Raw genomic sequence first — 25,762 nt, 5'->3', positions numbered from 1 at the left:
CGGGAGCCGCCGGCTGCTGAAAAAGCCACATTTTGTTAGGGTCGGGGTATGGACAGACCCGAATCAGAATCGAAAACGCCCTCCCCGATCATCTCCCCCGTTGCAGAGTCGAGCATTCGCGTGCTCGCCGAGGCTGGCGCGGAAATCGTGCCGCTCGATCCCGTCGGCGCCGCCGTTTACGGGATCGACCTCGCCTCCGAGGCCCCGCCGGCGCCCCCAGTAGTGGAAGCGCTCGAGTACGAGATGGCCAGTCGCGGCTTCGTCGTGTTCAAGAACGAGACGCAGCTCAGTGTGGACGGTTTCCTGCGCGCCAGCTGCTGGTGGGGCGGGAAGGAGCTGCACAGCACCCACGGGGTACACCCCGCCACGCCGGGCGGCAATCGGCATATCTTTCGCCTGTCGAATGATCGACGCCAGGGAATACCCGGCGTCGGACCGCAGTGGCACAACGACGGCAGTTTCAATACGACCACCTTCTCCCACTCGGGTTATCACATGATCCGGCCTGCCGAACGGGGTGGCGGCACCTGCTTTGCGCACCAGGGGGCGGCCTACGACGCGCTACCGGAGGCGCGGCAGGCATTCTGGCGTCGCCTCTCGTCCGTCAATTCCTCTTCCGGCGTGGTGCACCCGGCGGTGCACGAACATCCCCTCACCGGGCGCAGGAGCTTGTGGCTCCACCTCGGGATGACGGGTGCAGTGATCGAAAAGCTGCCAGGAGAGGACGGTTTTCGGCTGCTGGATGCCGAGGCGCTGAGGCGGCTGTGCCATGAGTACAACGACATTCTCAATGCGGGTTTCGAGCACGGCTATAGCATCGCTTACGAGTACGAGGCCAATGACTGCCTGTTCATCGACAATCTCGCCGTAGCACATCGCGCATCGCCCCAGGCGCACCTGCCCGCAGAAGAACAGGGCCTGCGCATCATGGACCGGAGCACGGTCCGCGGAGTCCGTGAACTGGCGCCCGACTTCGGCTTGCCGCTGCAGCTCGATATCGCCGGGCCAAATCCCTTCGGGGCGGGCGTGTGGCAGTTCGGCGGGCTTGGCTTCCGCTGGGATGACGATATCCCGATGCAGAACTAGCTCCGTTCCGCCAACCGGTCCAACGCAGCCTCATATCCATGAAAATCGCAATCATCGGCGCCGGCATGGCCGGCCTGAGCGCCGCCCGAACACTGGCAGCGGCCGGCGCAGACTGCACCGTCTTCGATAAAAGCCGGGGCCTCGGCGGACGCATGGCGACGCGCCGGGTGAACGATCTCCAGTTCGACCACGGAGCGCAATACTTCACGGCGAGAGGGCCGCGTTTCCAGTCCCGGTTGGCGCACTGGTATGACCAGGGCGTCGTGGCCGAGTGGTTACCCGGCAAGTGGGTCGGCAGCCCTGCGATGACGGCGCCCGCCCGGGCGCTTGCTGAGGGACTCAAGGTGATTCGGGAGTACCGGGTGACCACGCTCGCAGGGGGCCCCGGATGCTGGCGACTGCTATCGGAAGACGCACCGGGCAACCCCATCCGAGAGGACTCGTTCGAGGCAGTCGTCATGGCCCTCCCGGCCCCCCAGGTCGCTCCGCTCGCCGCCTCGGCCGGGATCCGGTTCATCGAACTGGAGCGCGTGCGATACGCGCCATGCATCACACTGCTGCTGGCCTTCGATGAAGCTACCGGCTTGCAGGAAGCCTCGCTCAGTCCGCCTGACGGTCCGATTGCCTGGATCGCGCGGAACAACACCAAGCCCGGGCGCTCCGGCGCCCTGGAGACCCTGGTGGTGCATGCCACACCCGAGTGGTCGAGGGCGCATCTCGAAGACTCGGACGAGCGCATGACAGACACATTGCTCCGGGCCCTCCGCCCCTATATCGGACCTGTCGATCCTGTGTTTCGGATGATCCATCGCTGGCGGTTTGCACGGCTCGAACAGACTGCCGGCGTCCCTTATGTATGGGACCCGGCCAGGCAGGTCGGGGCCTGCGGAGACTGGGCGGGCGGTCCTCGCGTGGAGGCGGCATTCGACAGCGGAGAGGCCATGGCTGCCGCCCTCCTCCAGACCCGGTTGCCTGATCCGCAACCACGGAGATAAGCAATACGAATCGATGCGGTCGCCGACACCCCGCGAGGCTGGCGTGACCAAGCCGAATCTTCGTGTTACGAACTTTTTCGCACCACCGCAACCGGTCGCACCGCGTCGATCTCGGTGAGCAGGTCGTCGATCCGACGCCAGCCCCTCAACAGCCCCGGTGCACGCGCACCTATGAGCGTGTAGGCAGCGGCCGGCACGATTCGCCCGGCCGCCACCGCGACACCGATCGAAATTACGGACAGCCCGGCAATCGCGCAGACGATCACGGCGGTGCGGGGCGGCCATGGCAGCATGGCAAGCCCGACCAGCGCCACCAGGCCATAACGTTCAATCGCGGTCATCACCTCCGCCACAGTCCTGCTTTCCGGACCGCCGCCGAAAAGTCTCTCCAGCAGCGGCTGGCCCCATTCCTGGATGGCGAACGCGGTCAGCAGCGCGCCGAGCCCGGTCGCCAGCACGAAGGCCAGCGCCAGCTGCCACCACCGACGCGGCAGCACGACGGACAAGCCCAGCAACAGCATCTGGTTGGGCAGAAACGGCAGCACGTAGTCGCTCAGCGGAAATATGCTCACCGCCGGCAGGAACCAGGGCCGGTCGGCCCGCCGCTCCAGCGAGACGACGAGACGCGCCGCGCGCGATGGTCGCTTCTGCCCCGAATCAGGCAATGCGGACATGTCAGTTTTCTCCTGCGACAGCGGAGGGATCGGGCTCGACCGCCGCGAAATCGTGTGCTGTCCAGATGGAACGGGCCCGGCCGGACGAAAGATCATAGGGTTCGGGCTGTCCCTCGAAGCGGATTAGTCGCCCGGACTCGCGCTCCACGCTCATGCGGAAGCTGTCCCGCATGAAGAAGGTCTGGACCAGGAAGTCGGACGAACGCAACTCCACATCGAAGGTATCCGCCGTGACAGCAGTGAGCCGCGCGCGCATGGGCGCGCTCTTCAAGGCCTTCGTGATGGGCACGCGGAAACGATGCTCGCGAATCCCCGGCTCATTGCGCAGAAGCTCTGCGAGGCGCGGCGCCACCTGGCCGACCGCGAGCACTTCCCCGGTCACCGTTTCACTGCGAGGTGCCGCGCCCTCATACAGAGGGGTGAAGGTCAGACGGTCGCCGAGCCGTGTCACCCGTACCGGCTCACCACCTTCGCGCCTGTCGGTGACCAGGAGTTCGGTCAGGGTGCCGTCCACCACCCGGCTCATCTCGACATAGAAGAGCTCGCCGTCGCGGCGGTATTCCCGCCGCACGCTGCGATCCGCTGCGTCACCGCTGACGGTTTCCATGAGCACCCAGCGCTCAGGCTGGCCCTGCCGGTTGCTGAAGTCGACCACGGCCTCCCGGGTCTCCGCTTGAGTGGCGGCAGGCAACGCCAGGAGCAGGGTCGCAAATACCGCAGGGATGGCAACTCGCATGCTCTTGCCTACCCGTTACGCATGATGCGGTCAGCCAGCGCCGGGGAGAGTCCCTGTATCGCGCGCAGCAGCCTGGATTTGCCGACGTAGATCTCGTCCCGTCCGGAGCGCATGCCCTGAAGAATCTGCCGCGCGCAGGCGTCTGCGCTGATTTTCCCGCGACCCCGGCCCCGGGTCATGTCAGTGTCCACCAGAGGCGGCAGCGCCTCCACCACCTTGAGCTGCGGTGCATGATCCAGCGCCTGGTAGCGAAGGCCCTTGCTGAAGGCTCGAACGGCCGCCTTGGTGGCGCAATACACGGGCGAGGACTTCTTGGGTGCGAGCGCCAGGCCGGAAGTGACGTTGACCACCATGGCGGACGGCTGCGCGATCAGGTGCGGCAACAGCCCGCAGGTCAGTGCAACCACGGCCGCGAAGTTCGCCTCGATCTCTGCGCGAAGTTCCGGGACATATGCGCCAGCGTCGGTGCAGATGAAATCCGTCAGTGTCTGGACGCCGGCATTGTTGATGACTATGGACAGATCGGGTGCGCCTTCCTTCATGGCTGCCACCAGCCGATCTACCTCCGTGGGGACGGACAGGTCGGCGCGCAGCGGCTCGATCCGACCGGGGAAGCGCGCCGCCACCGCATCCAGCCGGGCCGGGTCCCGCCCGACCACGAAGATGCGTCGCACGCCGGCGCCGACCAGCTGGCCGGTGAGCGCCAGACCGATGCCGTTGGTCCCGCCCGTCAGCAAAATATCCCTGTCGCGCAGGTCCATGCTCCGCACCGTCAGCATCCCGGCAACGGCAGGGGCCGCGCCAGGTCGATGCTGCCCAGGTACTCATGCCAGCGGCCGTTGTGCTTGCGGTCCCGGGGGTCGAGCAGGCCGCGGTAGCCGAGCAGCACCGCCAAGCCTGCGTCGAACCGATACACCGTGGTGCCAAACAGAAGACGCAGCAGCGGGCTGGTCGGCGTCACCTGGACATCCGCGCCCCCCGGCGTGCGATGGGCGCGCAGGACCACGGTGGCTGACCGCATCACCTTCAACACAGGGAACCGGGCCTTGATCATGCGCCCGGCCAGCAGCTCCGCCGCATGAAGGCCGGCGAACAATGGCAGGAAAGAGAGCGTGACGACGGGCAGTCGGACCCGTTCGGTCCGTTCGCGCAGCATGCCGTTCACCGAGAGGCGGTAATGGATGGTGCTCTGGCCGTTCTCGGCCGAACGAATGTGCGCAAACGCCTCCTCCTCCAGGTAGGGCTGGTGGGCGGTCACTTGCAGCAGGCTGCCTTCGGGCGACAGTACGGAGATCTCCTCGGAAACAGTCGCGCCGCCGATCCCGAAAAAGCGGCGCGTGGCCTGTGCCTCCGTCGCATCCGTCGCGGCGCTCAATTCGACCGACCAGATCGGCCGGCGAGAGCGATGGTTGCCCAGGTAGGCATGTCCGTTGGTCCGGATCGCCGGATCGCACAGGGGCGAAACGTCAGGATTTTGTTTCATGGAACTCTTGGGGGGGTGATTTCAGGATGAAAATTCGGCTCGATATCGGCCGGGCGAGATATTGGTGCGACGCTTGAACTCGCGGGTGAAATGCGCCTGATCGCTGAAGCCACAGATCAGGCCGATTTCCGCGACTGAAAGGCTTCCATCGAGCAGCAATTCCGTCGCCCTGCGTATCTGCGCGGTGCGAACCAGCGCGCCGAAGCTGGTCCCGGCTTCGCGCAGGCGACGCTGCAAGGTGCGGGAGGAATGGCCGAGCTGCCGGGCCACGGCGTCGAGCGCCCACGGCCGCGTGCAGTCGTCCATCACCAGGGCCATCAGGCGGTCCACCAGTCGGCGGGCATTGTCCACGACCGGGAATGGCAAGGGCGAGGCCTCTGCCGCCACCTCTCGACCCGACGCTGTGCCCCGCCAGCCGATGCGCCAGAGGGCAGTCCCCGCGACATGGCGACCCGGATCCAGGACAACGCCGTCCCGGTAGACGGGCGTCTCGCTCCGCGGGCCCACCAGGGCGGCGGTCAACCCCTCTGCGCCCACTGCTTCTGACAATGCCAGCAACAGCCCAAGGATCAGCAGATCCTCCCCCGCGCTCGGCGTCTCCCCGTCGCGGATCGAGACATGCTCCAGCAGGAGTTCATGCCCCTCCTCCCGGCGCAACAGGACGCGATGACGGGAATGCACGTAGCGTTCCAGGCGCTGCCAGCGGACCACCAGTTCCTTGGGATCACGGGCCATCATCAGGGCCTGAAGCGTCGGCTCCGGGCCCGACTCGCCGACGCCCTGCCCGATGCGCAGGATCGGCAGTGCGCCGTGCGTGGCATAGACCGCCGACAGAAGCGTGGACTTGTCGGCGAGATCCACCGTGCCGCGAGTCGGCGCCGGCGCCAGGTCGCCGGGCGCCGCGATACCCTGCCGCGCCAGTTGGCGCGCGACCAGGGTAAACAGGATATTGCTCGCGAAATCCGTCATCCGTTGCCTCAGCGGTAGGTCCGGCCGGTTGGCGGCCCGTGAGGAATGATTACCGCTGGAAGCGCCTGCGCGCTTGAACGATCGCGCCAATCGGCGGACCAAACAGTTTTGCTTCAGCCAGGCCGCAACGGCCGGCAACTCCTGTTGGGCATGGTACGCCATCTCCGGCTCTGCCGGCGGCGCATTGCCCCGCGTCTATTCCGCGGATTCCGCCGTACCCGGCACTTCCTGGAATCCCTCGAACCTCGGATGCCCCAGGTAGACGTTGTTATGGGCGCCGGCGTTCTTGTGGGCCTGGCGAAATGCTTCGGACTTCGTCCACGCCTGGAATGCGGCCTCGGAATCCCAGATCGTGTGCGAGGCAAAGAGCGTGAATTCCTCCTGGCTTTCCCCTCGCAACAGGCGAAACGAGCGAAATCCCGGCAGTTCACGAAGCCGACTTTCGCGCTGCTTCCAGATGTTCTCGAAGGTCTCTTCCTCACCCGGACGAATGTGAAAGCGGTTCATCGCGATGTACATGGTCATGTCACTCCATTTTTTGTGTGGTTCGATGGCGGAAAAAACCCTGGCTCGGTTCTCAAGGCGCGGACACCGATCGTTCGAATCGAGCCGTTTCGACGCAGGCATGCGGCAAGAGAAACGGCGCACCCGCTGACGGCGTGACATTGACTCGCACGCGGCATCCGTACGCCGTACTCAGGCAGCCATCCGTGAGCACCTCGCCCGGGGGACCCTGTTGCATCAGGTGCCCCTCCCGCATGATCGCCACGCTGTCGGCGAACATCGCCGTCAGGTTGAGATCATGCATGACGGCGATCACGCCGCCGCCAGCCGTCGCGAACTCGCGCGCGAGACGCATGACTTCGAGTTGTTGCCCGATGTCCAGGCTGGCGACCGGTTCGTCGAGAAACAGCCAGCATGGCAAGCCGTCGACCACCGGATTCCACACCTGCACCAGGACTCTCGCCAGTTGGGTGCGTTGCTGTTCGCCGCCGGACAGCTCATGGAACAAGCGTCCCTCGAAACCGCTGAGACCGACGCGCGCCAGGGCGGCTTCGGCGAGCCTTTCCCTTCCCCCATCACGGCCGCAGGAGAGGCCGATCCGGACGACTTCGAGCACGGTGAAGGGGAACGCCAGGCGAGTGGCCTGCGGCAATACGGCTCGGCGCGCCGCCAGTTGCCAGGGCTTGAGGGCCGTGATGTCGTCGCCGTCCAACTCGACCCGCCCGGTGAACGGTGTTTCGCCGGTCAGCGCGCGCAGCAGCGTGGTCTTGCCGGAGCCGTTGGGACCGACGATCGCGGTCAGCTGACCGGGTCGCGCACGGAATTCCACGTCCCGGAGGATGGGACGCTGGCTCAATGAAACTTCGAGTCGGGTCGCATGCAGCATATATGGTTCACAAGTTCAGCATGCCGCGGTTTCGCAGCAGTATCCAGATGAAGACAGGGCCGCCGATGACCGCGGTCAGGATGCCGATCGGCAGCTCGGCCGGCGCGATGATGGTGCGGCTGATGGTATCGGCGAGCACCAGCAGGCTGGCGCCGAGCAGGGCCGAGTTGAGCAACAGGTAGCGGTGGTCCGGACCGACGCTGATGCGCAGCAGGTGCGGTACGACGATGCCGATGAAGCCGATTCCGCCCGACACCGCGACGGCCGCCCCGGTCGCCATTGCCACGACCACTACCGCCAGCATCTTCATGCGCTGGATCGGGATGCCGAGGTGCGCCGCGGCGGCTTCACCCAGCGCCAGCGCGTTGAGGCTGCGCGCCAGGAAAGGCGCTGCGGCCATCGCCAGCAATATCAGCGGCGCGGCGGCCATCAGCTTGCCCCAGGTCGCGCCGGCCAGCGAGCCGAACCCCCAGAAGGTCAAATCACGCAGCTGCGCGTCATCCGCCATGTAGACCAGGATGCCGGACAACGCAGCGGCCAGCGCCCCCAACGCGATCCCGGCCAGCAGCATCATCGCTACCGAGGTGCGTCCCCGCGATGTCGACACCTGGTAAAGGACGAGGGTCGCCACCCAACCGCCGAGGAATGCAGCCACCGGCACGATGTAGTGCCCGATCGCGAGGCTCACCGCGGCAGGCAACGAGGCGCCCAGCACGATCGCGATGATCGCGCCCAGCCCGGCCCCTGCACCGACGCCGACCAGCCCGGGATCGGCCAGCGGGTTGCGGAACAAGCCCTGCATCACGGCGCCCGAGACCGCCAGCGCGGCCCCGACCAGTAAGCCCATCGCCAGGCGCGGCAACCTGATGTCGAACAGGATGACCCGCTCCAGCGCGCTCAGCTCGCCACCACGGGCCAGGGTGACCAGGCTGTTCCAGAACGACGCATCCGCCGCGCCGATCCCGAGGCTGACAACGCTGACGAGCAGCATCAACAAGATCAGCGCCAGGCTGGTGCGCGCGGCGAGCCGCCGTCGATCCCCGGCGCCGCTCGATCCGGGCCAGGTCATTCCGGGGCTGATGACCGTCTCGTTCACCCTTGCACCGACAGGCGATCAGCCGGCTTCATCGAAATCCGCCAGCGCCGAGGTCAGGGCGCGCACCGCCTCCGGGGTGCGCGGTCCGAAACCGAGCAACAACAGCCCGTCGATGCGCACCACCGCCTGTCTTTCGGCAGCCGGGGTCGCCGCCAGGCCGGGATGATTGAACAAGGCGTCATTGTCTATCCCGTGGTTGCCGCCTGCGTCGTCGCCGGCCATCGCACGTTCCATCATCAGGATCACGTCAGGTGCAGTGGCGATCACGGCCTCGTCGGTCAGTGGTTTGTAGCCGGTGAAACCCGTCATCGCATTCTCGGCGCCGGCGAGCCGGATGATGCCGTCCGCGCTGGTGTCGCGACCGCCGGCCATGATCCGGCCACCCTGCATCGACAGGATGAACAGGACCCGCGCAGGCCGGTCGGTGCTGGCCGCCGCCACCGCTGCTTCAAGCTCGGACTCGATCCGGTCGGCGAGCTGCCGGCCCCGGTCCGGCACGCCCAGGGCATCGCTTACGACTTCGATCTTGGCCCGGATCGCTTCCGCGCCGTAACCGGTGGGCACTGTGACGAAGCGGACACGCGCATTCTCCAGCACGGCGATCGTTTCATGCGGACCGCTGCCCTCTTCCGCCAGCACCAGATCCGGATCCAGCGACAGGACGCCTTCCGGCGACAATGCGCGCTTGTAACCGACGTCCGGCAGCGACTCGGCTTCCGGGGGGAAGCTGGACGTGGTGTCGCGCCCGACCAGCCGCTCTTCTTGCTCCAGCATGTAGACGATTTCGGTGACCGATCCGCCGATCGAGATCACACGCTCGGCTGCCATGGCCGGTGCGACGTAAACACAGGTAGCGAGCAACAAGAAAAGCACACGTATCATCGGGAGATCTCCATGTTCATTGCCCGGCGGCTTCCTCCGCGAGAATCGCGGCCAGGCCCTCGCGGTAGGTCGGGTAACGGGGTACAAAGCCGAGCTCCTGTCGCGCCCGGCCGTTGGACAGGCGCTTGCATTCCTCGTAGAAGTGGCGGGCCATGGGCGGCAGGTCCGCCGCGTGGTAGGGCACGGCGGGCGGCGGGGGCAGCCCGAGGAGCGCGGCGGCATGAGTCAGCACTTCGTCCGCGGGCGCCGGCTCGTCATCGGCCAGGTGGAACACCGGCCCGGCCGCCGGCACCTGCATGGCCAGCAGCAGCGCGGCGACAATGTCGTCCACGTGAATGCGGTTGAACACCTGGCCCGGCTTGACGATACGGCGGGCGTCCCCGGCAAGCAGCCGGGCGAATGGCGAGCGGTGCGGGCCGTAGATGCCGGGCAGCCTGAAAATTTGCACGGGCTTGCCGTGGGTGCAGCCCCAGGCGAGCCAGCGTTCCTCGCAGGCGACGCGCCGCTCGTTGCCGGGCGTGCGGGGGTCGGTGGGCGCGCTCTCGTCGATCCAGGCCCCCCGTGTGTCGCCATACACCCCGGTGGTAGACAGGAGCGCCGTCCAGCAGAGCGTCGGCAGGTCAGCAAGGATTGTGTTGTGCCTCGTCAGCACGCCGTCATCTCCGCCCGTGCCCGGCGGGATCGAGGACAGTACGTCGGTGACCCCCTCGAACGCCGCTGCAGGGAGCGCAGTGGAGCCGTCGAAGACGTGGGCCGCGATGCCGAGCTTTTCGAGCCGGTCCACGCCCGATGCGGTTCGGCTCGTGCCGGAAACTCGTGCGCCTGCCGCAAGCAGTTCCCGGCCCAGGCGCATCGCGCTGTAACCGCAGCCGAAACAGAAGAGATGCCGATCTGCGAGTGGTGGCGGCAACTCTCCGGCTGTCGAGTCGTTGGATTCCATGGCTGTGATTCCTCAGCAGGCCAGCCGTTCGCGCAGCGCGACGAATTTTTCGACCTGGTCGGCCTTGATCCGTCGTTCCTCGTCTCGCCCCAGATAGACTTTGAACAGGCAGTGGCCGGCATGGCCGTAGAACTGCACCGAGCGGGTGGGCGAACCGAAAAGCTGGCGTGAGACGAAGGCGATCATCCCGCAGGCGTCAGCCTTCAGATGCCCGCCGATCGGCTTGCCGTTGAGGTTGTAGAAACCGCGCCCGATGCTCCCCTCGGGCACCTCGCCGCGGGCCTCGAGAATCACATCGCCGGTGTTGACGATGAAGGTGATCTCGCCCCATTGCGCGAGATCCTCCATGACATCCACGAAGTGCGCGCCATCGACGCAAACGGCTTCCCCGGCGGGCAGGCGCCGAACCACATCGGCGACGGTGGTGCCGGCTCGCTCAGCGATGGTTTCCAGTGGAGCAGTTGGGGATTCCGCCAGGGTGGCATCGATGCGGCGGGCCGGGATCGTGTCGTTCATTTCTCGCCCTCTTCGAGCAGCAGGGTCGCCATCGGCTGGCGCTGCGGGTGGTCCAGGAATCCGATGATTCGCTGGGTCATAGCCACCTGCCAGAAACGGCCGGCGACAGTCAGATCGAAAAACCTTTGGCGGCGCACCATCAACCCGGCCCGCGACCAGTGCGCCAGGAGCGGCTCCAGGTCGTCCATGGCAGCCTCGCCCCCGGGGGCCGCGCGAACCCGTGCCGAATCCAGCCTGCCACGCTCCATGCCCGCGCGGATCATGTTGACCAAGGCGGCATCCGGCCGTGCGCGGAACATGTTCGTGATGGGCAACTGGCCCTGGTCCAGCTGCCTGGCATAGGCATCGACGGTCGGCGTCAGGCGATAGCCGACGCCGCCCAGCGCTCCGCCCGCGCCGGCGCCGAAGGCAATGCACTCCGCGCCTGTCTTGCTGAGATAGTTGTAGACCGAGCGTTCGCGCAGGCTCGGGCTGCGCCAGTGCGACGTGGAGATCGCCTCCCACCCGGCCTGCTCCATGGCCTCGGCACCGGCGGCGTAGAACACCCCGAGGTCCTGGCGCGGCACGGGATCGAGCTTGCGCTTGTCGATGGCCGTCGTTAACGGGGTGCCCGGGATCAGGTTGAGCCCATAGAGGTCGACGCCGTCCAGGCCGATGGCCTCGACGAGGCGCAGATCTTCCGCCCAGGTCTCGAAGGACTGCCCTGGCAGCCCATAGATGAGATCGATCACGATCGCACCGCAGTCGAGCGCGACCAGCTTCTCCAGCGTGGCGATCACCGCCTGCCTGCCGGCCTTGCGCCCGAGGCTGTGGCGAACCGGTTCATCGAAGGTCTGGACGCCCAGCGACACGCGGTTCACGCCGGCGTCGAAGGCCGCGCGCATTTTGTCTTCCGTGAAGGCGAGGATGCGACCTTCCAGCGTGATCTCGCAATCGGGGGCCAGCGGAAGCAGCGCGCGCAACTCGCTGACCAGGCGGTGGAGATCCGGCGCCGCGAGGATCGTCGGTGTCCCCCCGCCCAGGTAGAGTGCCCGCAGCGGCGGGCCGTCGAGCAGCGGGAGCCCCTGCAGGCGCCGTGCCTGCGTCAGCACACTGTCTACGTAAGGTGCGCCGTCGCGTTTCCGCCAGTGGTATTTATAGAAGCCACAGAACAGGCAATGCGTCTCGCAGAAAGGCACGTGAACATATGCGGTGCCGGGGCCCGACCGGGGCGATTGCGACATGACAGCCCAGTGGGCTTCGAACTCTTCTGCAGGCACCGGCGCCGCGAGGCCGCCCGGGTGCGCACGCCGCACATCGGAAAACGCTGAGCGCAGCGGATCGCCGCGGGTCGCGGCCATGAACCCCGCGAGTGCCTCTGCGAGGTCGGCGGGCATTGCGGCCTCGGGTACGCCGCCATTTGGCCGAGTTCCGGCCCGCCCTGCGGCGGCGAGCCCCTGCGCCGGAGTCGAATATCGGTGAATGACGCTCATAATCCCGACTATGCCAGAGTTGATTGCGAATGGGAATCGTTTTCGTTAGTATTCCGACAAGCGCTTGGAACGGGACAAGTTCCAGACCACCCACCCTGCCAACTAGTTGAGCGCCACTCGGTATGACGCCCATGCAGCCCAACAAAGAGTCACTCCTGCAAGCCGTGGACGATGCGGTGCGCATGGCTGCGAGGACGTTGGTCCGGACTGCGCGCCATGGCGCTCTCGCGCTGGTCGACGCCATGGAGTACGGACCGAGCGTGTCCCGGGTCGGGCTCGCCACCGATACCGACGGCATGCCCCTCTTCCCGAATTCTTCGCTCTCCGGCCGGATCGAGGCGATGACGCGCGACGGTCGGGCGGCCTTGCTCCTGGGTGAGCCTGGCCGCGGTGATCCACTGGCGCATCCGCGCCTCTCACTGACCGGCACGGTCCGACGCCTCGCTGGCGAAACCCATGCCCGGTGCCGGCGCCGCTACCTCGAGCGGCATCCCAAGGCCTCGCTTTATATCGACTTCCCGGATTTTTCCCTGTGGCGTTTCGAGATCGCGTCAGCGGCCTACGTCCAGGGCTTCGGCAAAGCCTACGCGCTGGACCGTGCGGACCTGGAAACCCGATGTGCGGATTGGCCTGAATGGCATGCGATGGAAGCCGGTGCGATCGCACACATGAACTTGGATCACCGCGACGCGACCAGGCTTTACGCGACGCGTCTCTGCGGCGCCGACGACGGTGACTGGCGCATCACGGGGCTGGACCCCGAGGGTATCGATCTCGCATCAGGCGATGATCACCGCCGCTACACCTACCCGGCGCCACTCGCCCGCGCCGAGGAGCTTCGCCCGCGACTCATCGAGCTCGCAGGTGAGGCGCGCCAGCAGGCCGCAATGGACCGGGTGCGGCATTCCGGACACTCCGAGAACGAGCCAGGCATCCCATAGTGCCAGCGACGCGGTCCACGAAACCGGACCGTTCACCGGCCGCGACGGTTCTCAGCGCAGCTCGATATCGAGATCGATAAAAGCGGCTGCACGAAGCCAGGCCGGGTCGCAAGCGACCGCACGGGAACCCTGCGACAAATCATAGATTCCTATTTGCGAATCGTTCTCATTCGTGTTAGCCTTCCCGAAGTTTCTTTCAACCAATTACCTATCGCCCCAGCCCGCGGATTCCCCCGCCAGCCAGGACATCCAGACGATCGATTCCCTGGATTCGCAACAGCTCAAGGGGTACATCCAATGCTCAATCCGCCCGCCAGTGCCGTCCGCCGCCGGGGCCCGCGGCTCGCCATGACCGTCCAGACCGCTCTCGTCCTGGCGCTCTCCTCCCCCGCTGCCGGCCAGGCCGAAACCGGCGCTGCCGTCTCCGCTCCAGGCGACGCGTCGGTGGCCGGGTCGCCGAGTGCCGTGCTGAATCTCGGCGCCATCGTTGTTTCAGCCACGCGGACCGAGCGCGAGCAGTTCACGACGCCGGCTGCGGTGTCGGTGCTCACGCGGGAAAGCATTCAAGACACACAGCCCTACGGTTTTCAGGACGTTTTCGAGATGATACCGGGCGTGAATGTCCAGGGCGGGCCGCGACGCATCGCAGAGGAGCCGGCGATCCGCGGCTTTGCCGACGAGCAAGTCATCATCCGTCTCGACGGTACACGGCAGAACTTCAACAAGGCGCACGGCGGCCGCTTCCTGGTGGATCCGGACCTGATCCGCTCCATCGAGGTGCTGCGCGGCGCCAGCTCGGCCGTGTACGGCAGCGGTGCACTCGGCGGTGTCTTCGTCATCGAGACCGTCAACGGCCGTGACATGACGGGGGACCGGAACGGATTCGGGACCCGGCTCAAGGCCAGTCACCAGTCGAACGGTGATGAGTGGGGCGGATCGGCCATCGCCTATGGGCAGGCCGGCGCATTCGACATCCTCGGCAGCTACGTGGTGCGTGACGTCCGCGAGGACCTGGAAGACGGCGGCGGCGATCCCATCGCGGCAACGCAGGACGAGATCGGCGAGGGGCTGTTCAAGTTCGGTTTCGAGCCCGGACGCCACCAACGCGTGGAGTTGACGATCGACCGCTTCGAGAACCAGGGCATCAACCCCACCAACGCCAACGCAGTCGCCACACCCACCAACGTCGTGGACCGGAGCACGGAACGCGACAGCGCCCGTTTTCGCTATCGCTACGACGATCCGGGCAACCGTTGGCTGCACCTGGATTTCTCCGCCTACAGGAACAACGTCGACACGGACGAGTTTCGCCTGGACGACGGGCGTGTGGACCGGACGAACTTTGAAACCCGCGGGCTGGAAGTGACCAACTCCTCTCGCTTCGGCGGGGGGATCGACGGCATGCGGCTGACGTATGGTATCGAGCTGTACGGCGACGAACAGAGCGGAACGCGCGAAGGCGCCGATCGCCCGCAATTTCCGGACGCCGACGTGGACTACCGCGCCGGTTTCATCCAGGCCGAGATTCCCTTCGGCGAGCGCATCTCGATGATCCCGGGTGTGCGCTACGACGAGTTCGAATACGCGCCCGCAGGTGCGTTTCCAAGCCGGGATGAGGACAGCGTGTCGCCGCGGCTGGCCATCGGCTGGTCGCCCACCGATGATCTTTACCTGTGGACCGAGTATGCCGAGGCTTTTCGTGCGCCGAGCCTCACCGAACTGTACGCCGACGGCGTGCACTTTGTCGCGCCGTTCGGGCCCGGCCAGATCGTGATCAACGAGTTCGTGCCGACGCCAGGCCTCCTTCCGGAGGAATCGAGCCAATTCCAGGCTGGCCTGCGCTGGCGACGCGCCTCGCTGTTCGGCAGTGACCTGGACATGGAACTCGATCTCACCGCCTGGACCAGCGATGTGAAGAATTTCGTTGATCAGACGGTGATTTTCATCTCCGGCCCGCCGGCCTTCAACCCGATCACCCAGACGCTGGAATTCCCGGGGATCACGACCAACAGCAATGTCGATGCAGAACTCAAGGGGTTCGAGGCGACGGTGCGGCTCCAGGGCCGCGTCGGGTGGGTCCAGGCGGCGCTTACCGCCATCGAGGGCGAGGGTGCGGACGGCGAGGACCTCGGGAGCGTTCAACCTGACCGGGTTGCGCTGGCTGCGGGTGTCCACCTGCTGAGCGACCAACTGTCCGTGGGCGGGGAACTCATTGCCTCGAGCGATCGCCGCGATGTGCCGGAAGGCGCACTGGCAACGCCCGGCTACGGCAAGACCGACGTGTTCCTCAACTGGCTGCCGGATCGTGGCCTGCTGTCGGGCTTCGAGCTCCGCCTGGCGCTGGACAATGTCTTCGACAAGGACTACCGCATCCATCCCAACGGCATCGACCAACCCGGCCGCAGCATACGACTCACCATAGCCAAGGACTTGCAATGGCTGGATTGAACCGCAGCAAAGACACGCAGGCCTGTGCGGATGGCCTGCGTGCGCCTGACACGGCCGCGCCGACGCGGGAAATGGACAGCCGCGACCTGCTAGGCGAGCATCGGCGCCTGCGCATCCGCCATCGGGGCCAAGTCTACGAACTGCGCGAAACGCGCCTGGGGAAACTGATCCTGACCAAGTGAAAGATTAACAGCCGACGGATTCACGAGGCACGCCATTTCAGCGGTCAACACGCGTATCATCCCCCGGCAATCGTTCCGGGCCGGGTGAGGGATACGCATCATGGCGACAAGCGCCGCCGCGCCGACCGCGAAAAGCGACCGCCATGACGTGCTCGATGCGCTCAGGGGTTTCGCCTTGTTCGGCATCTTCCTGGCGAATATCCGCGTCTTCAGCGGCTGGGAGTATCTCGACGCCGGGCAACGGGCCGAACTCTCCGGAGACGGCTATCACCTCCTCGATTTCCTCCACCTCGCGGTGATCGAAGGGAAGTTCTACACGCTGTTCTCCCTACTGTTCGGGATCGGCTTCGCGCTCCAACTCCACCGCCTGCAGGGACGCGGGGCCGCGGCAACGCGTATCTACCTTCGCCGCACCACCATCCTGCTCGCCTTCGGGATCATCCACCTGTTCGTCTTCTGGGTGGGGGACATCCTCACGCCCTACGCCCTGCTCGGCTTCGTCCTGCTCGCGATCCGCGACTGGTCGGACCGGACGCTGCTCATCGCGGCCGGCCTGGCGCTTCTTGCGCCCATCGTGGGTTACGCATTGTTCTGGGCGCTGGCATTGGATCCAAGCCTCGGCCTCTACTCGCTTTCTTTCGCGATGATGCCGCCGGGTGCGGAAGACCCGATGGTCCGGCTGCTGCTGGGCGATTGGGGGGAGCGACTGCAAGCGGCCGTCGCCGCAGGCGTGCTGCGCTTCGGGCACCTGTTCGACACGTGGCGCTGGCCGAAGCTGTTTGCGATCATGCTGCTTGGCATGTGGGCCGGGCGGCGGCTCGTAGCCGGCCGGTTGCTGGGTGAAACCCGGCTCCTGGTCGGCATCCTCGTCCTCGGCGGGATCAGCGGCGGGGTCGCCGGCCCGATCCTCGCGTCACTGGACGGGTTGGGGTTCAACCGGCCGCATTCCCTGCAGGGCCTTTTCGCCGTCATCGCCTACACCTTCGCCGTCATCCCGCTGGGCCTCGCCTATGCGGCGGGCTTCGTGCTGCTCTGGCGAAGCATGTCCGGCATCCTCGCCATCCTGGCCGCCCCGGGTCGCATGGCGCTGACCAATTATCTGGCGCAGACTGTCATCGGCCTCGGCGTGTTCTACGGCGTGGGTCTCGGCCAGGCCGGGCTCTGGTCTGTCCAGATGCTGCTGGGCTTCGCCTGCGCCGTTTATGCGGTGCAGGTGATCTTCTCGATCCTGTGGTTGCGGCACTTCCACTACGGCCCCATGGAATGGGCCTGGCGCGCCCTGACCTACGGCGCCGTCCCGCGGATCCGACGACTCGAGCCGGCACCCGAAAAACCAGAGTTGTAGCTACCCAATGAAAGATTCTCCTGCGAAGACACCCGCCGCCTCGTTCAACGAACTCGGCCTGGGCGGCGATGTCCTGGACGCCATAGCGGCCGTCGGCTACGAAGCGCCCTCCCCCATCCAGGCCGCGACCATTCCCGTGCTGCTGGCCGGGCGGGACATGCTCGGCCAGGCGCAGACCGGCACCGGCAAGACCGCCGCGTTCGCGCTGCCGATGCTGAGCCGGATCGAAGTCCGGTCGGGCCCGCCGCAGGGCATCGTGCTGGTCCCCACCCGCGAACTGGCCATCCAGGTCGCCGAGGCCTTCCAGCGCTATGCGTCGAAGATCAAGGGCTTCCACGTGCTGCCGATTTACGGCGGGCAGAGCTACGGGCCGCAGCTGGCGAGCCTCAAGCGCGGCGCGCAGATCGTCGTCGGCACGCCGGGGCGCGTCATGGATCACCTCAAGCGCGGCACGCTGGACCTCGGCGACGTCACCTGCCTGGTGCTGGACGAGGCCGACGAGATGCTCCAGATGGGCTTCGTCGCGGACATCGAATGGATCCTCGAACAGACGCCGCCCGGCCGCCAGGTCGCCCTGTTCTCGGCCACTCTGCCGGGCCCGATTCGCCGCATCGCGCAACAGCACCTCAGCGATCCGGTCGAGGTCTCGATCAAGAGCAAGACCAGCACCGCCACCAACATCCGGCAGCGCTACTGGGTGGTGAGCGGATTGCACAAGCTCGATGCATTGACCCGCATCCTCGAGGTGGAGCCGTTCGACGGCATGCTGATTTTCACCCGCACCAAGGTGGCGACGGTGGAACTCGCGGAGCGGCTCGAGGCGCGTGGCTTCGCGGCCACCGCCCTGAACGGCGACATGCAACAGAAGGAGCGCGAGCGCACGGTCGCGCGCTTCAAGAACGGCAAGCTCGACATCCTCGTCGCCACCGACGTCGCGGCGCGGGGGCTCGACGTGGAGCGGATCAGCCATGTCGTGAACTACGACGTGCCCTACGACACCGAGTCGTACGTCCACCGTATCGGCCGAACCGGCCGCGCGGGACGCAGCGGCGAAGCGATCCTCTTCGTCACGCCGCGTGAACGCAACATGCTGCGCGCCATCGAGCGGGCCACCCGCTCCCCCCTCGAGCCGATGGAGTTGCCGACCCACGCCGACGTGAACGAGCAGCGGGTGGCGCGCTTCCGACTGCGGATCGTCGAAGCGATCGCGGCCGGCCAGGCTGAGCCGTTCATCAGCCTGATCGAAGAGTTCGAGCGCGAGCAGGACGTGCCGGCCGTGGAAATCGCCGCCGCGCTGGCGAGCCTGCTCCAGGGTGGCAGCCCGTTGCTTCTCAAGGAAGGATCCGCCAGTCCGGCGGCCAAAGACGGCCGCACACGCGAGCACCCGGAACGCGGCGCGCCGCAGTCCCAGCAACGGCTGACCGACGAAGACACGGAGACTTTCCGCATCGAGGTCGGCTACGCGCACGGCGTGAAACCCGGCAACATCGTGGGCGCCATCGCCAACGTCGCCGGCCTCGAAGGCTGGCAGATCGGCCACGTCGACATCCGCGAGGACCATACCTTCGTCGGGTTGCCGAGGGGCATGCCGAAAGTGGTGATTGCAGAGCTCGCCAAGGCACGGGTGGCCGGACAGGTACTCCAGATCAGCGCCGCCACGGACGTGCCGCCGAAAACGGCGCGCAAGCATCCGTCGAAGGGGCCCCGCAAGGGGCCCGGTAAGTCGACCGTGAAATCGCCCGGGAAATCGAACGGGAAACCGCCCGGGCAACGGCCCGGCAAATCGCCGGGCAAGCCGACCGGCAAGTCGCCGAAGGGTTCACGAGCGAAATAAACATCGCCGGGAGCTCGCCCGGTTGAATTCGGCGTTCCCCCAACGCAAATATCTTACGGGGTCAGTGCGACCCATCGTTGTCGAGTAACGCCGACGGGAGCGCCTCGCGCAGGCGCTCCTCTCCGACGTCCGGATACGCCCCGCGGAAGCGCTCGAGCAATTGTTCTGCACGCTCCGCGTCGCCACTCTTCCAGGCCATCTCGATACGGGTCAATGCGTCCTGGATTGCACCATCTTCGGCGGGCAGCGATCTCGATTCCAGTTCGGCGGCCTCATTCGACAAGCCATTGGCAAAGCTACCCCTGGCCGCGGGTCCCTTGTCAGATCGGGCGGCCTCGCTGCGGGCCGGTGCGTCGGACATCACACGTGACTCGGTCACGGAATCGGCCCGTTGCTCGGGAGCAGCCGGCCGCTGCTCCGCGCGCCCGGCGGCCGGCGCTGCCGCACCATCGCGGTACTCCATCGATTTCTCCGCGTCACTGTGCTCCGGTGCGAACATGCCGGCATCGTGTTGTATGGCCACCACGACGATCGCGCTGAGCATGACCGCTGCAGCGATCGCCAACGGCCGCTCCCACGTCAGATTCCAGCGCCCGCGCCGTGGAGTCGGCGCGGCCGGCGCCTTGTGCTCCGGCTCCTCGCGGCCCGCCTCCTCCCGCGCCGCATCGAGTATCGCGCGGTCTACCGACGCCGACGGCTGCGCGGCATCGCCACTCCGGTAGCGCCGAGAGAGTTCGCTGTCACCCGACAGGAAACTATCGAGCATGTCGTCGTCTTTATCCTTGGCGTCACTCATGGTATTCGCTCAGGCCGGCGCGCAGCTTGTTGACAGCATAGCGCAGGCGACTCTTGGCGGTTTCCGGCGCGACCCCCGTGCAGTCCGCGATCTCGTCGATGTTCATTCCGGCCTCCTCGCGCAGCAAAAATGCTTCGCGTTGGTCCGGCGGCAATTGCATGACGAGCGCCACCAGGCGGTCGATACCTTGCGTCGATTCCGCCCGCCGGTCGGGCTGCTCGCAGGCAGGCGCGGCCGGTTCCGCTGGACCATCGCTGTCGGTGTCGACGTCATCCACCAGGCGCAGGGACTGACGCCGGTAATGATCGATGACGCGGTTGCGGGCCACCTGGTAAAGCCACGTCGTGAACCGGGCCGTGACCTCGTAGCTCGATCGCGCCTTGATGACGCGCATCCACACGTCCTGGAACAGTTCCTCGGCGACCGCCTGCTCGCCGCATTGACGCAGGATGAAGCGGAAAAGGCCACCGCGATGGCGCTGGTAGAGCGTCTCGAACGCCCCGGCATCGCCATCGCGGTAGCGGCTCATCAAGGCCTCGTCGGCGGCAGGCGCGTCCATGGCGCCGAGTCTAGGTCCGTCTTCCCGGGCCGGTCAAAACCATCCGCCCGTCGCCGGGTCAGTCCTCGCCATCGACCCGCGCCAGCGGTTCCGGCTGCGCCAGCGACCCGGCGAGGGTCACGAGACTGACGAATTCCCCACGATAGCCGTAGGGGTCATCGCCGCGCGCACTGTTGGCCAGCGCCTTGATGTCGGCGTAAGAGAATTCGCCGGTGTAATCGCCGCCCCGCAACTGTTGCGCAAACGCCGCGACCGCTGCCGAGAAGCGAAAATCCTCCGACGCCTCGCGCACGTCATCGCGCATCTTGGAGCGCTCGATCGCCCATTCCAGCAACTGGCTTTGCCCGCTGTCCGGCGCCTTGTAACGCATTTTCAGGAACGCGATCTCTTCGCCCTTCGGTGCGGTGACGGGTTCGTCCTGGTAGCGCAGGGGATCGGTCAGCTGGCCCCGGCTGCCGACCAGTGATATCTCATAGATGGCCGTGACGCTATGACCGGCGCCGATCTCCCCGGCGTCGATCTTGTCGTTGTTGAAGTCCTCACGCTTCAACAGGCGGTTCTCATAGCCGACCAGCCGGTACTCGGCCACCACCGCCGGATTGAACTCGATCTGTATCTTGACGTCTTTCGCGATGGTCAGCATGGTCGAGTGCAGTTCATCGACCAGCACCTTTTGCGCCTCGTTCAGCGTGTCGATATAGGCGTAGTTGCCATTGCCCACGTCGGCGATCTGCTCCATCAGGTGGTCGTTGTAGTTGCCGGTGCCGAATCCCAGCGTCGTGAGCGCGATACCGCTGTTGCGTTTCTCCTCGACCAGGTTCTTCAGCATCTCGATGCTGGTGGTGCCGACATTGAAATCGCCGTCGGTCGCCAGCAGCACGCGGTTGATGCCGCCCGGGATGAACGCCTGCTCGGCCATCGCGTAGGCGAGGTTGATGCCCGCTCCGCCATTGGTCGAGCCGCCGGCCTGCAGGCGCTCGAGGGCGGCAATGATCGTGGCGCGCTGGTTGCCCGGCGTCGGTTCCAGTACGACCCCGGATGCACCCGCATACACCACCATCGACACGGAATCGTCGGCGCCGAGCTGGCGAGTGAGCAGCTTCAGGGATGATTTCAACAAGCCGAGCTTGTCCGGCGCGTTCATCGATCCGGACACGTCGATCAGGAACACGAGATTGGCGTTCGGCACCTCGCGCTGTGCGGGCCGGTACCCCTGGATGCCGATATGCAACAGGTAGTTGTCGGCGTTCCAGGGTGCCGGGGCGATCTCGCGAATGACGTTGAACGGCGTCCCCCGGCCGGTCGGCGGAGCATAGTCGTAGCTGAAGTAGTTGATGAACTCTTCCGCGCGCACCGCGTCCTGTGGTGGCAGTTGCCCGACGCGCAGCAGCCGGCGGACGTTGGCATAGGCCCCGGTGTCGACGTCGATACTAAAAGTCGAGACGGGATCCTCTGCGACACGCTGCACCGGGTTGTCGTCAAAATTCGCGTAATTCTCGCGGTTGACGGGCTCGCTCGGCATGCGGATGCCGCCAGCGCCGGGACCTGTATTTCCCATCAGACCCTTCTGGGCCGTCACCGCCATCCGCAACTCGGCGCCCCGGTATTCAGTTTTTCCGGTCAAGTCGCGACCTGCTTCTCTCTCGGCGGGTGGTTGATGCACCGCATCCTGGGGCTCGGGAACCGGCACGTCGGGTGGTTGCGCGCACCCGGCGAAGATCGCGAGCGCTGCGGACACGGTGAATAGCATGAAGCGGGTTTTGCAGGTCATGATGCTGTTCCTTGGCTGGGGCGGACAATCGCCTTCAGTCATGGAAACGGCCGTTAACCGGATTCGGGTTAAATGACGTGAAATCCTTTGCCGTCGGCCCTCCCGCTAGCGCCACGTGAAATGGAGCAGGCGACCGTTAAAGGGCGCAAGACGGAATCCGGTGGAGTTGGATATCGATGCAGGACGGCCGGCTGCCATGGCCGTCAGGTTGAGCGTCAGGTTTGACGGAAAATTGGCGCAGGACTGCGCGCCGGAGCCGTGGCTCTCGAGATTGTTGATATTCCTTACGTTGTGCACCAGGGTCCGGGTGCCCTTCGTATGGTTGACCAGGCAAATCCGTGTGAAGCCCTGCCGCACACCGGCTGCCGGACTGGTGACGGTCACCGTTCCCCGCCCGCCCGTGGCGCTGACGATTTTCATCGTGCGGATGGTGCCTTCCCAGGGCTTTTTCTCGGGCGGGGGAACGAACTCGGGCAACAGCGAGACCGTTGATAAATCGGCCTTGCTACGCAGGTATTCCTGGATCGCCACGTCCATGTCGCGCCGCAGGTCGATATAGATCTCGTGCTGCCCCGGGAAATTGATCGGGTTCAGCAGTTCGCTCAGGGGACGCAGGTCGGCGAGTATCGGGTAGTGCGCATCGCCGGCCGAGAATCCGTTCTGGTCCCAGCTGCCGTTGCCGCCGACGGCGTCGAACGTGCGCTCGCCATACTCGTTGGTCTCGCGGAAACTCGCGGCGGACTGCGTCTCGGACGCGCGGTAGGCGGATGTCTCCCCGACGATGAATGCAACACGCTCGTTGCTGCTGGACGAGGTTGTGCTCTGGCGGCGCCGCTCGAAGGCCTGCGCGGTGATCCGTTGGCGCATTTCCCCCGCGGCGCCGTAGGTGACGGCATAGGCATAGTGGGTGCCGAAGCGGTCGAGGAGCTCGCGGAAATCGCCGTAGCGCTGCGCGTCGGCGACGGCGTCGATGAACCGGTCAGTCAGCCGCGCGTAGGTCGGGTCCAGGACCAGCGCGAGTTTCTTGAAGCGCATGTAGCCGATTTCCTCAGCGACCGACCCGCTGTTACGCAATGAACTGAACTGCTGCCTCGCGCTTGCGGCACCCCAGCCGATTCCCGCTTCGGCGTTCACGCTGGCAGTCCTGCCGCCATCCCGGCCACCAGGGCCGACCTGCCCGGAAATGCCGATGCGCGTGCTGTTGCCGAAAGTAGACTGTGTCATCGCCTGGTACTCGCGCTCGCTGGACACGTTCGTCGAGTAGTACACCGTGCCCTGCGTCTCTTCCTTGACCAGTTTCAGTCCCAGCGGCACCACGCGGCGCTGGTCGACCACTGCGCCGCGATCGGTGGCGAAGTCGAAGACTTCCGCTTTCGGGTTCTGCAACAACCGGTTCGGGTTCTGCTCGCTAATGTCATACCCCGCCCTGTTGGCGCGCAGGTTCTCCATCGTGTAGCCGATCATGAATGGATCGTCGCCACTGACCCTGGAGACCGTGCCGGGCGCCGGGCGATAGAAGTGCGCGCCACCCATGCGCAGGCGCAGGTAGCCGGTGCGCGTGACGTCGACGATCAGTTCTGGCGCGAGGCCGGGCGTGAGCGCACGCGGCGAGGTGGAGTAGACCTTCGTTTGCCCGCGGTCCTCGAGCAGCTCCCGCAATGTCACACCATCCTCGCTCACGTATCGCACCGGTCTCCCGACGCCTTCGGCCAACGTGACCTCCAGCATTTTCCCGGGAGCCGGAGACGGCAGCACGACGATGTGCAGCGGCGTGGTGTAGGTGCCGTTCGCCAGGTGTACGAGCTCGGGCCGGGCGCTGCTCCAGCCCCGGGGAACGAAACTCGTATCCAGCGAGATGGGCCTGTCTTCGCGCCACACGCCGTCGAGGCGGAACCAGCACGCGTCGATCTCGTTTTCCCCGAGACTGCCGGCCAGTTCATCCACCGAGAAACTCGCGAACTCGCGATTGGTCAGGGTATCGACGCGTATCGCGGCATCCGTGATTCGCTGGCGCGAAGAGGCGATCTGCGGTGTCGCCGCGATCACCGTTTCGCAACCGGAGAACGCTTCACCGGGCCGCCCCGCGTCGGCGGCCCAGGCCTGCGCGGCGAAGACGGCCGCTGACAGGGTAAATGCGACCGGGAAACGCATGCGCTACGGATTGATAACGTTGCCCGCCGCATCCCGGCGCAGGCGCGTCAGCTCGACGCTCGCGCGGGACTCCCGGAAGGTCACCTGGCGCCCCCCGCCGCTCTGGCGGGTGCGCGATGCGGTTGCGGCGGGTTGCAGGGTGTTCACTGCGCGGTTCCAGCCCGACCAGGTACTGGCAGGCGATGCAGTACCGAGATTCACGGCGTTGCGACGCCCGTCGCCCACGGCGGCTCGCCCGCTGTTGGTGCGTTGCGTGGTTCGCTCCTGGTTGGCGACAGCACGGCGTTGCGTCGGCGCGCTGCGATAAACGGAGGGGGTCGGGCCGGGCCGGGCCGTGGTGGCCGAGGCCGCCGTGGAGCGATGCTCGCGGAAGGCGACCGTGCGACCGCTGCCGCTCTGGCGGGTGCGCTGCGGCGCCGCTGCGGCCGTCGTTGCCGGACGGGTCGCCTGGTTCCAGGTGGACCAGTTCAGCGGCGAAGTGCTACCCAGGTTCACCGCCTGGCGGCGGGTATCGCCAGTGGCGGAGCGCGCCTGGCTGCTACGCTCGGTGGCTCGCGCCCGGTTCGCACCGGCCTGGGCCGGCGCGGTGGCCGGGCGCCGGGGCTGGGCCTGGGCCGAGCGGGCACCCGACCGGGCGGACGTGCCGGGCGAGGGAGACCGGGCTGTCGGCGGTGCAGCCGAGCGTGGTGGCGGCGATGGCGACCTCGCCTCGGCGGGGGCCACGATCAGGAAAGAGCCTGCCGTGGTGAATGCCACGCCGAGCGCCAGGCTCAGCGCAAGGGAAGTAATGATCGAACGGTCTCTCATGGCGTACCTCCTCACTCGACCAGCAGCAATGCAGCCGTGTTGAAGTCGCTCATCGCGGCGAGCGCGTCGAGCTGTGGATGCTCATTCTCGAAGATGTCCTTCAGGGCGAAGGCCACCAGCGTCTCGCGGGGCACCACCTCCTGCCACATCCGCAGCCCGGCCAGCACACCGCGGAAAGTATTGTTCTCGCCGTCGATCGACCCGAGCCACACTCCCGTCACCGGCAGGTCCAGCGCCATGATCGGCTCGCTGCCGACCTGGCGGCCGTCGATGTAGACCTCGACGCCGTCGGCATACTGGCTGATCGCCACGTGGTGCAGCTGGCCATCAGTGAAGTCGAACAGGAACACCGCCTCCTCGTCCCCGGCGGCAAACGCGATGCCGTCCCGCTCCCGCAGCATGGCCACGAGGTACGCCGGGCCCTCGGGACCCGCGCTGGTGATGATCACCGGGTCGTAGCCCGGATCAGCGGTCCAGTCAGGCGCCACCCAGAATTCCAGCGTTCCGCCGGTGGCGAGCGCCAGGCGCGGCGACGGCGGGAAGTCCAGCGATACTTCGCCATCGAACACCATGACATCCGGCTCGTAGGCTTGCGCGACGGTGCCCGCCCCAATCCACAGGCTGCAGGCCAGCAATGCCAGCGTCCCTTTTCTAAGTAATTTCTTCACGTTGCGACTCCTGGGACCGCA

Annotated in this window: 25 protein-coding genes; 7 read left to right on the top strand and 18 right to left on the bottom strand. The window is 66.3% G+C overall.

What is annotated here, in order from left to right; genetic code table 11:
- The first annotated feature begins 120 nt into the window (after positions 1-120).
- Positions 121-1,086, top strand: coding sequence for a TauD/TfdA family dioxygenase (locus tag G6032_RS08350; RefSeq protein WP_206211895.1), 966 nt, complete (start codon positions 121-123; stop codon positions 1,084-1,086).
- 38 nt (positions 1,087-1,124) lie between these two features.
- Entirely contained in the window at positions 1,125-2,081 is a 957-nt protein-coding gene (locus G6032_RS08345; protein WP_206211894.1) for an FAD-dependent oxidoreductase, read from the top strand.
- Positions 2,082-2,146: 65 nt separating this feature from the next.
- On the opposite strand, the gene G6032_RS08340 is transcribed toward G6032_RS08345, so the two are convergent.
- From G6032_RS08340 to hutW, 12 genes are all read right to left on the bottom strand, one after another.
- Positions 2,147-2,755, bottom strand: a complete 609-nt coding sequence (locus G6032_RS08340) for a VTT domain-containing protein (RefSeq protein ID WP_165281688.1) — start codon at positions 2,753-2,755, stop codon at positions 2,147-2,149.
- Between the two features lies 1 nt (position 2,756).
- On the bottom strand, positions 2,757-3,491 hold the full coding sequence (locus G6032_RS08335) for a hypothetical protein (RefSeq protein ID WP_165281687.1): 735 nt from the start codon (positions 3,489-3,491) through the stop codon (positions 2,757-2,759).
- 8 nt (positions 3,492-3,499) lie between these two features.
- A complete protein-coding gene (locus G6032_RS08330; protein WP_165281686.1) occupies positions 3,500-4,252 on the bottom strand; it encodes an SDR family NAD(P)-dependent oxidoreductase in 753 nt (250 codons plus the stop codon).
- 11 nt (positions 4,253-4,263) lie between these two features.
- Entirely contained in the window at positions 4,264-4,974 is a 711-nt protein-coding gene (locus tag G6032_RS08325) for a hypothetical protein (RefSeq protein WP_165281685.1), read from the bottom strand.
- A 21-nt stretch (positions 4,975-4,995) separates the two neighbouring features.
- Entirely contained in the window at positions 4,996-5,943 is a 948-nt protein-coding gene (locus G6032_RS08320; RefSeq protein ID WP_165281684.1) for a helix-turn-helix transcriptional regulator, read from the bottom strand.
- Positions 5,944-6,138: 195 nt separating this feature from the next.
- On the bottom strand, positions 6,139-6,468 hold the full coding sequence (locus tag G6032_RS08315) for an antibiotic biosynthesis monooxygenase (protein WP_240902092.1): 330 nt from the start codon (positions 6,466-6,468) through the stop codon (positions 6,139-6,141).
- A gap of 52 nt (positions 6,469-6,520) precedes the next feature.
- Positions 6,521-7,333 (bottom strand): heme ABC transporter ATP-binding protein, encoded by an 813-nt coding sequence (locus tag G6032_RS08310; RefSeq protein ID WP_165281683.1) that lies wholly within the window; start codon positions 7,331-7,333, stop codon positions 6,521-6,523.
- Positions 7,334-7,340: 7 nt separating this feature from the next.
- A complete protein-coding gene (locus G6032_RS08305; RefSeq protein WP_346763779.1) occupies positions 7,341-8,429 on the bottom strand; it encodes an iron ABC transporter permease in 1,089 nt (362 codons plus the stop codon).
- A gap of 18 nt (positions 8,430-8,447) precedes the next feature.
- Positions 8,448-9,311, bottom strand: a complete 864-nt coding sequence (locus G6032_RS08300) for an ABC transporter substrate-binding protein (protein WP_165281682.1) — start codon at positions 9,309-9,311, stop codon at positions 8,448-8,450.
- Positions 9,312-9,327: 16 nt separating this feature from the next.
- A complete protein-coding gene (locus tag G6032_RS08295; RefSeq protein ID WP_165281681.1) occupies positions 9,328-10,251 on the bottom strand; it encodes an SDR family oxidoreductase in 924 nt (307 codons plus the stop codon).
- 12 nt (positions 10,252-10,263) lie between these two features.
- Positions 10,264-10,767, bottom strand: coding sequence for a heme utilization cystosolic carrier protein HutX (hutX, locus tag G6032_RS08290; protein WP_165281680.1), 504 nt, complete (start codon positions 10,765-10,767; stop codon positions 10,264-10,266).
- A complete protein-coding gene (gene hutW / locus G6032_RS08285) occupies positions 10,764-12,143 on the bottom strand; it encodes a heme anaerobic degradation radical SAM methyltransferase ChuW/HutW (RefSeq protein ID WP_165281679.1) in 1,380 nt (459 codons plus the stop codon). Before hutW ends, hutX begins: the two co-directional genes overlap by 4 nt.
- Positions 12,144-12,370: 227 nt before the next feature.
- Between hutW and G6032_RS08280 the strand changes: the two genes are divergently transcribed.
- The 5 genes from G6032_RS08280 to G6032_RS08260 all read left to right on the top strand — a co-directional run bounded on the left by G6032_RS08280 (position 12,371) and on the right by G6032_RS08260 (position 18,989).
- Entirely contained in the window at positions 12,371-13,180 is an 810-nt protein-coding gene (locus tag G6032_RS08280) for a DUF2470 domain-containing protein (protein WP_165281678.1), read from the top strand.
- Between the two features lie 297 nt (positions 13,181-13,477).
- Complete coding sequence (locus G6032_RS08275) at positions 13,478-15,628, top strand: TonB-dependent receptor (RefSeq protein WP_165281677.1); 2,151 nt, start codon at positions 13,478-13,480, stop codon at positions 15,626-15,628.
- Positions 15,616-15,810 carry a hemin uptake protein HemP gene (locus G6032_RS08270; protein WP_165281676.1) on the top strand — a complete coding sequence of 65 codons (195 nt, stop codon included), beginning with the start codon at positions 15,616-15,618 and terminating at the stop codon, positions 15,808-15,810. Before G6032_RS08275 ends, G6032_RS08270 begins: the two co-directional genes overlap by 13 nt.
- Positions 15,811-15,910: 100 nt before the next feature.
- Positions 15,911-17,155 (top strand): DUF418 domain-containing protein, encoded by a 1,245-nt coding sequence (locus tag G6032_RS08265; RefSeq protein ID WP_165281675.1) that lies wholly within the window; start codon positions 15,911-15,913, stop codon positions 17,153-17,155.
- A gap of 7 nt (positions 17,156-17,162) precedes the next feature.
- Positions 17,163-18,989, top strand: coding sequence for a DEAD/DEAH box helicase (locus G6032_RS08260; RefSeq protein ID WP_165281674.1), 1,827 nt, complete (start codon positions 17,163-17,165; stop codon positions 18,987-18,989).
- Positions 18,990-19,050: 61 nt separating this feature from the next.
- On the opposite strand, the gene G6032_RS08255 is transcribed toward G6032_RS08260, so the two are convergent.
- The 6 genes from G6032_RS08255 to G6032_RS08230 form a co-directional block, all read right to left on the bottom strand.
- Positions 19,051-19,785 carry a hypothetical protein gene (locus tag G6032_RS08255; RefSeq protein WP_165281673.1) on the bottom strand — a complete coding sequence of 245 codons (735 nt, stop codon included), beginning with the start codon at positions 19,783-19,785 and terminating at the stop codon, positions 19,051-19,053.
- Complete coding sequence (locus G6032_RS08250) at positions 19,778-20,344, bottom strand: RNA polymerase sigma factor (protein ID WP_165281672.1); 567 nt, start codon at positions 20,342-20,344, stop codon at positions 19,778-19,780. Before G6032_RS08250 ends, G6032_RS08255 begins: the two co-directional genes overlap by 8 nt.
- A gap of 58 nt (positions 20,345-20,402) precedes the next feature.
- The gene (locus G6032_RS08245) at positions 20,403-22,115 is read right to left on the bottom strand and encodes a VWA domain-containing protein (protein ID WP_206211892.1); all 1,713 of its coding nucleotides are present in this window, start codon (positions 22,113-22,115) and stop codon (positions 20,403-20,405) included.
- 105 nt (positions 22,116-22,220) lie between these two features.
- Entirely contained in the window at positions 22,221-24,266 is a 2,046-nt protein-coding gene (locus G6032_RS08240; protein ID WP_165281671.1) for an MAC/perforin domain-containing protein, read from the bottom strand.
- Positions 24,267-24,269: 3 nt separating this feature from the next.
- Positions 24,270-25,073, bottom strand: a complete 804-nt coding sequence (locus G6032_RS08235) for a hypothetical protein (RefSeq protein ID WP_165281670.1) — start codon at positions 25,071-25,073, stop codon at positions 24,270-24,272.
- Between the two features lie 11 nt (positions 25,074-25,084).
- Positions 25,085-25,741: a LamG domain-containing protein gene (locus G6032_RS08230; RefSeq protein ID WP_165281669.1), complete on the bottom strand. Its 657-nt coding sequence runs from the start codon at positions 25,739-25,741 to the stop codon at positions 25,085-25,087.
- Positions 25,742-25,762: the final 21 nt, after the last annotated feature.

The sequence above is a fragment of the Wenzhouxiangella sp. XN24 genome, assembly GCF_011064545.1.
Lineage (GTDB): Bacteria > Pseudomonadota > Gammaproteobacteria > Steroidobacterales > XN24 > XN24.
Note: the sequence above shows the minus strand (reverse complement) of the source record. Positions and strands in the feature narration are given on the sequence as shown.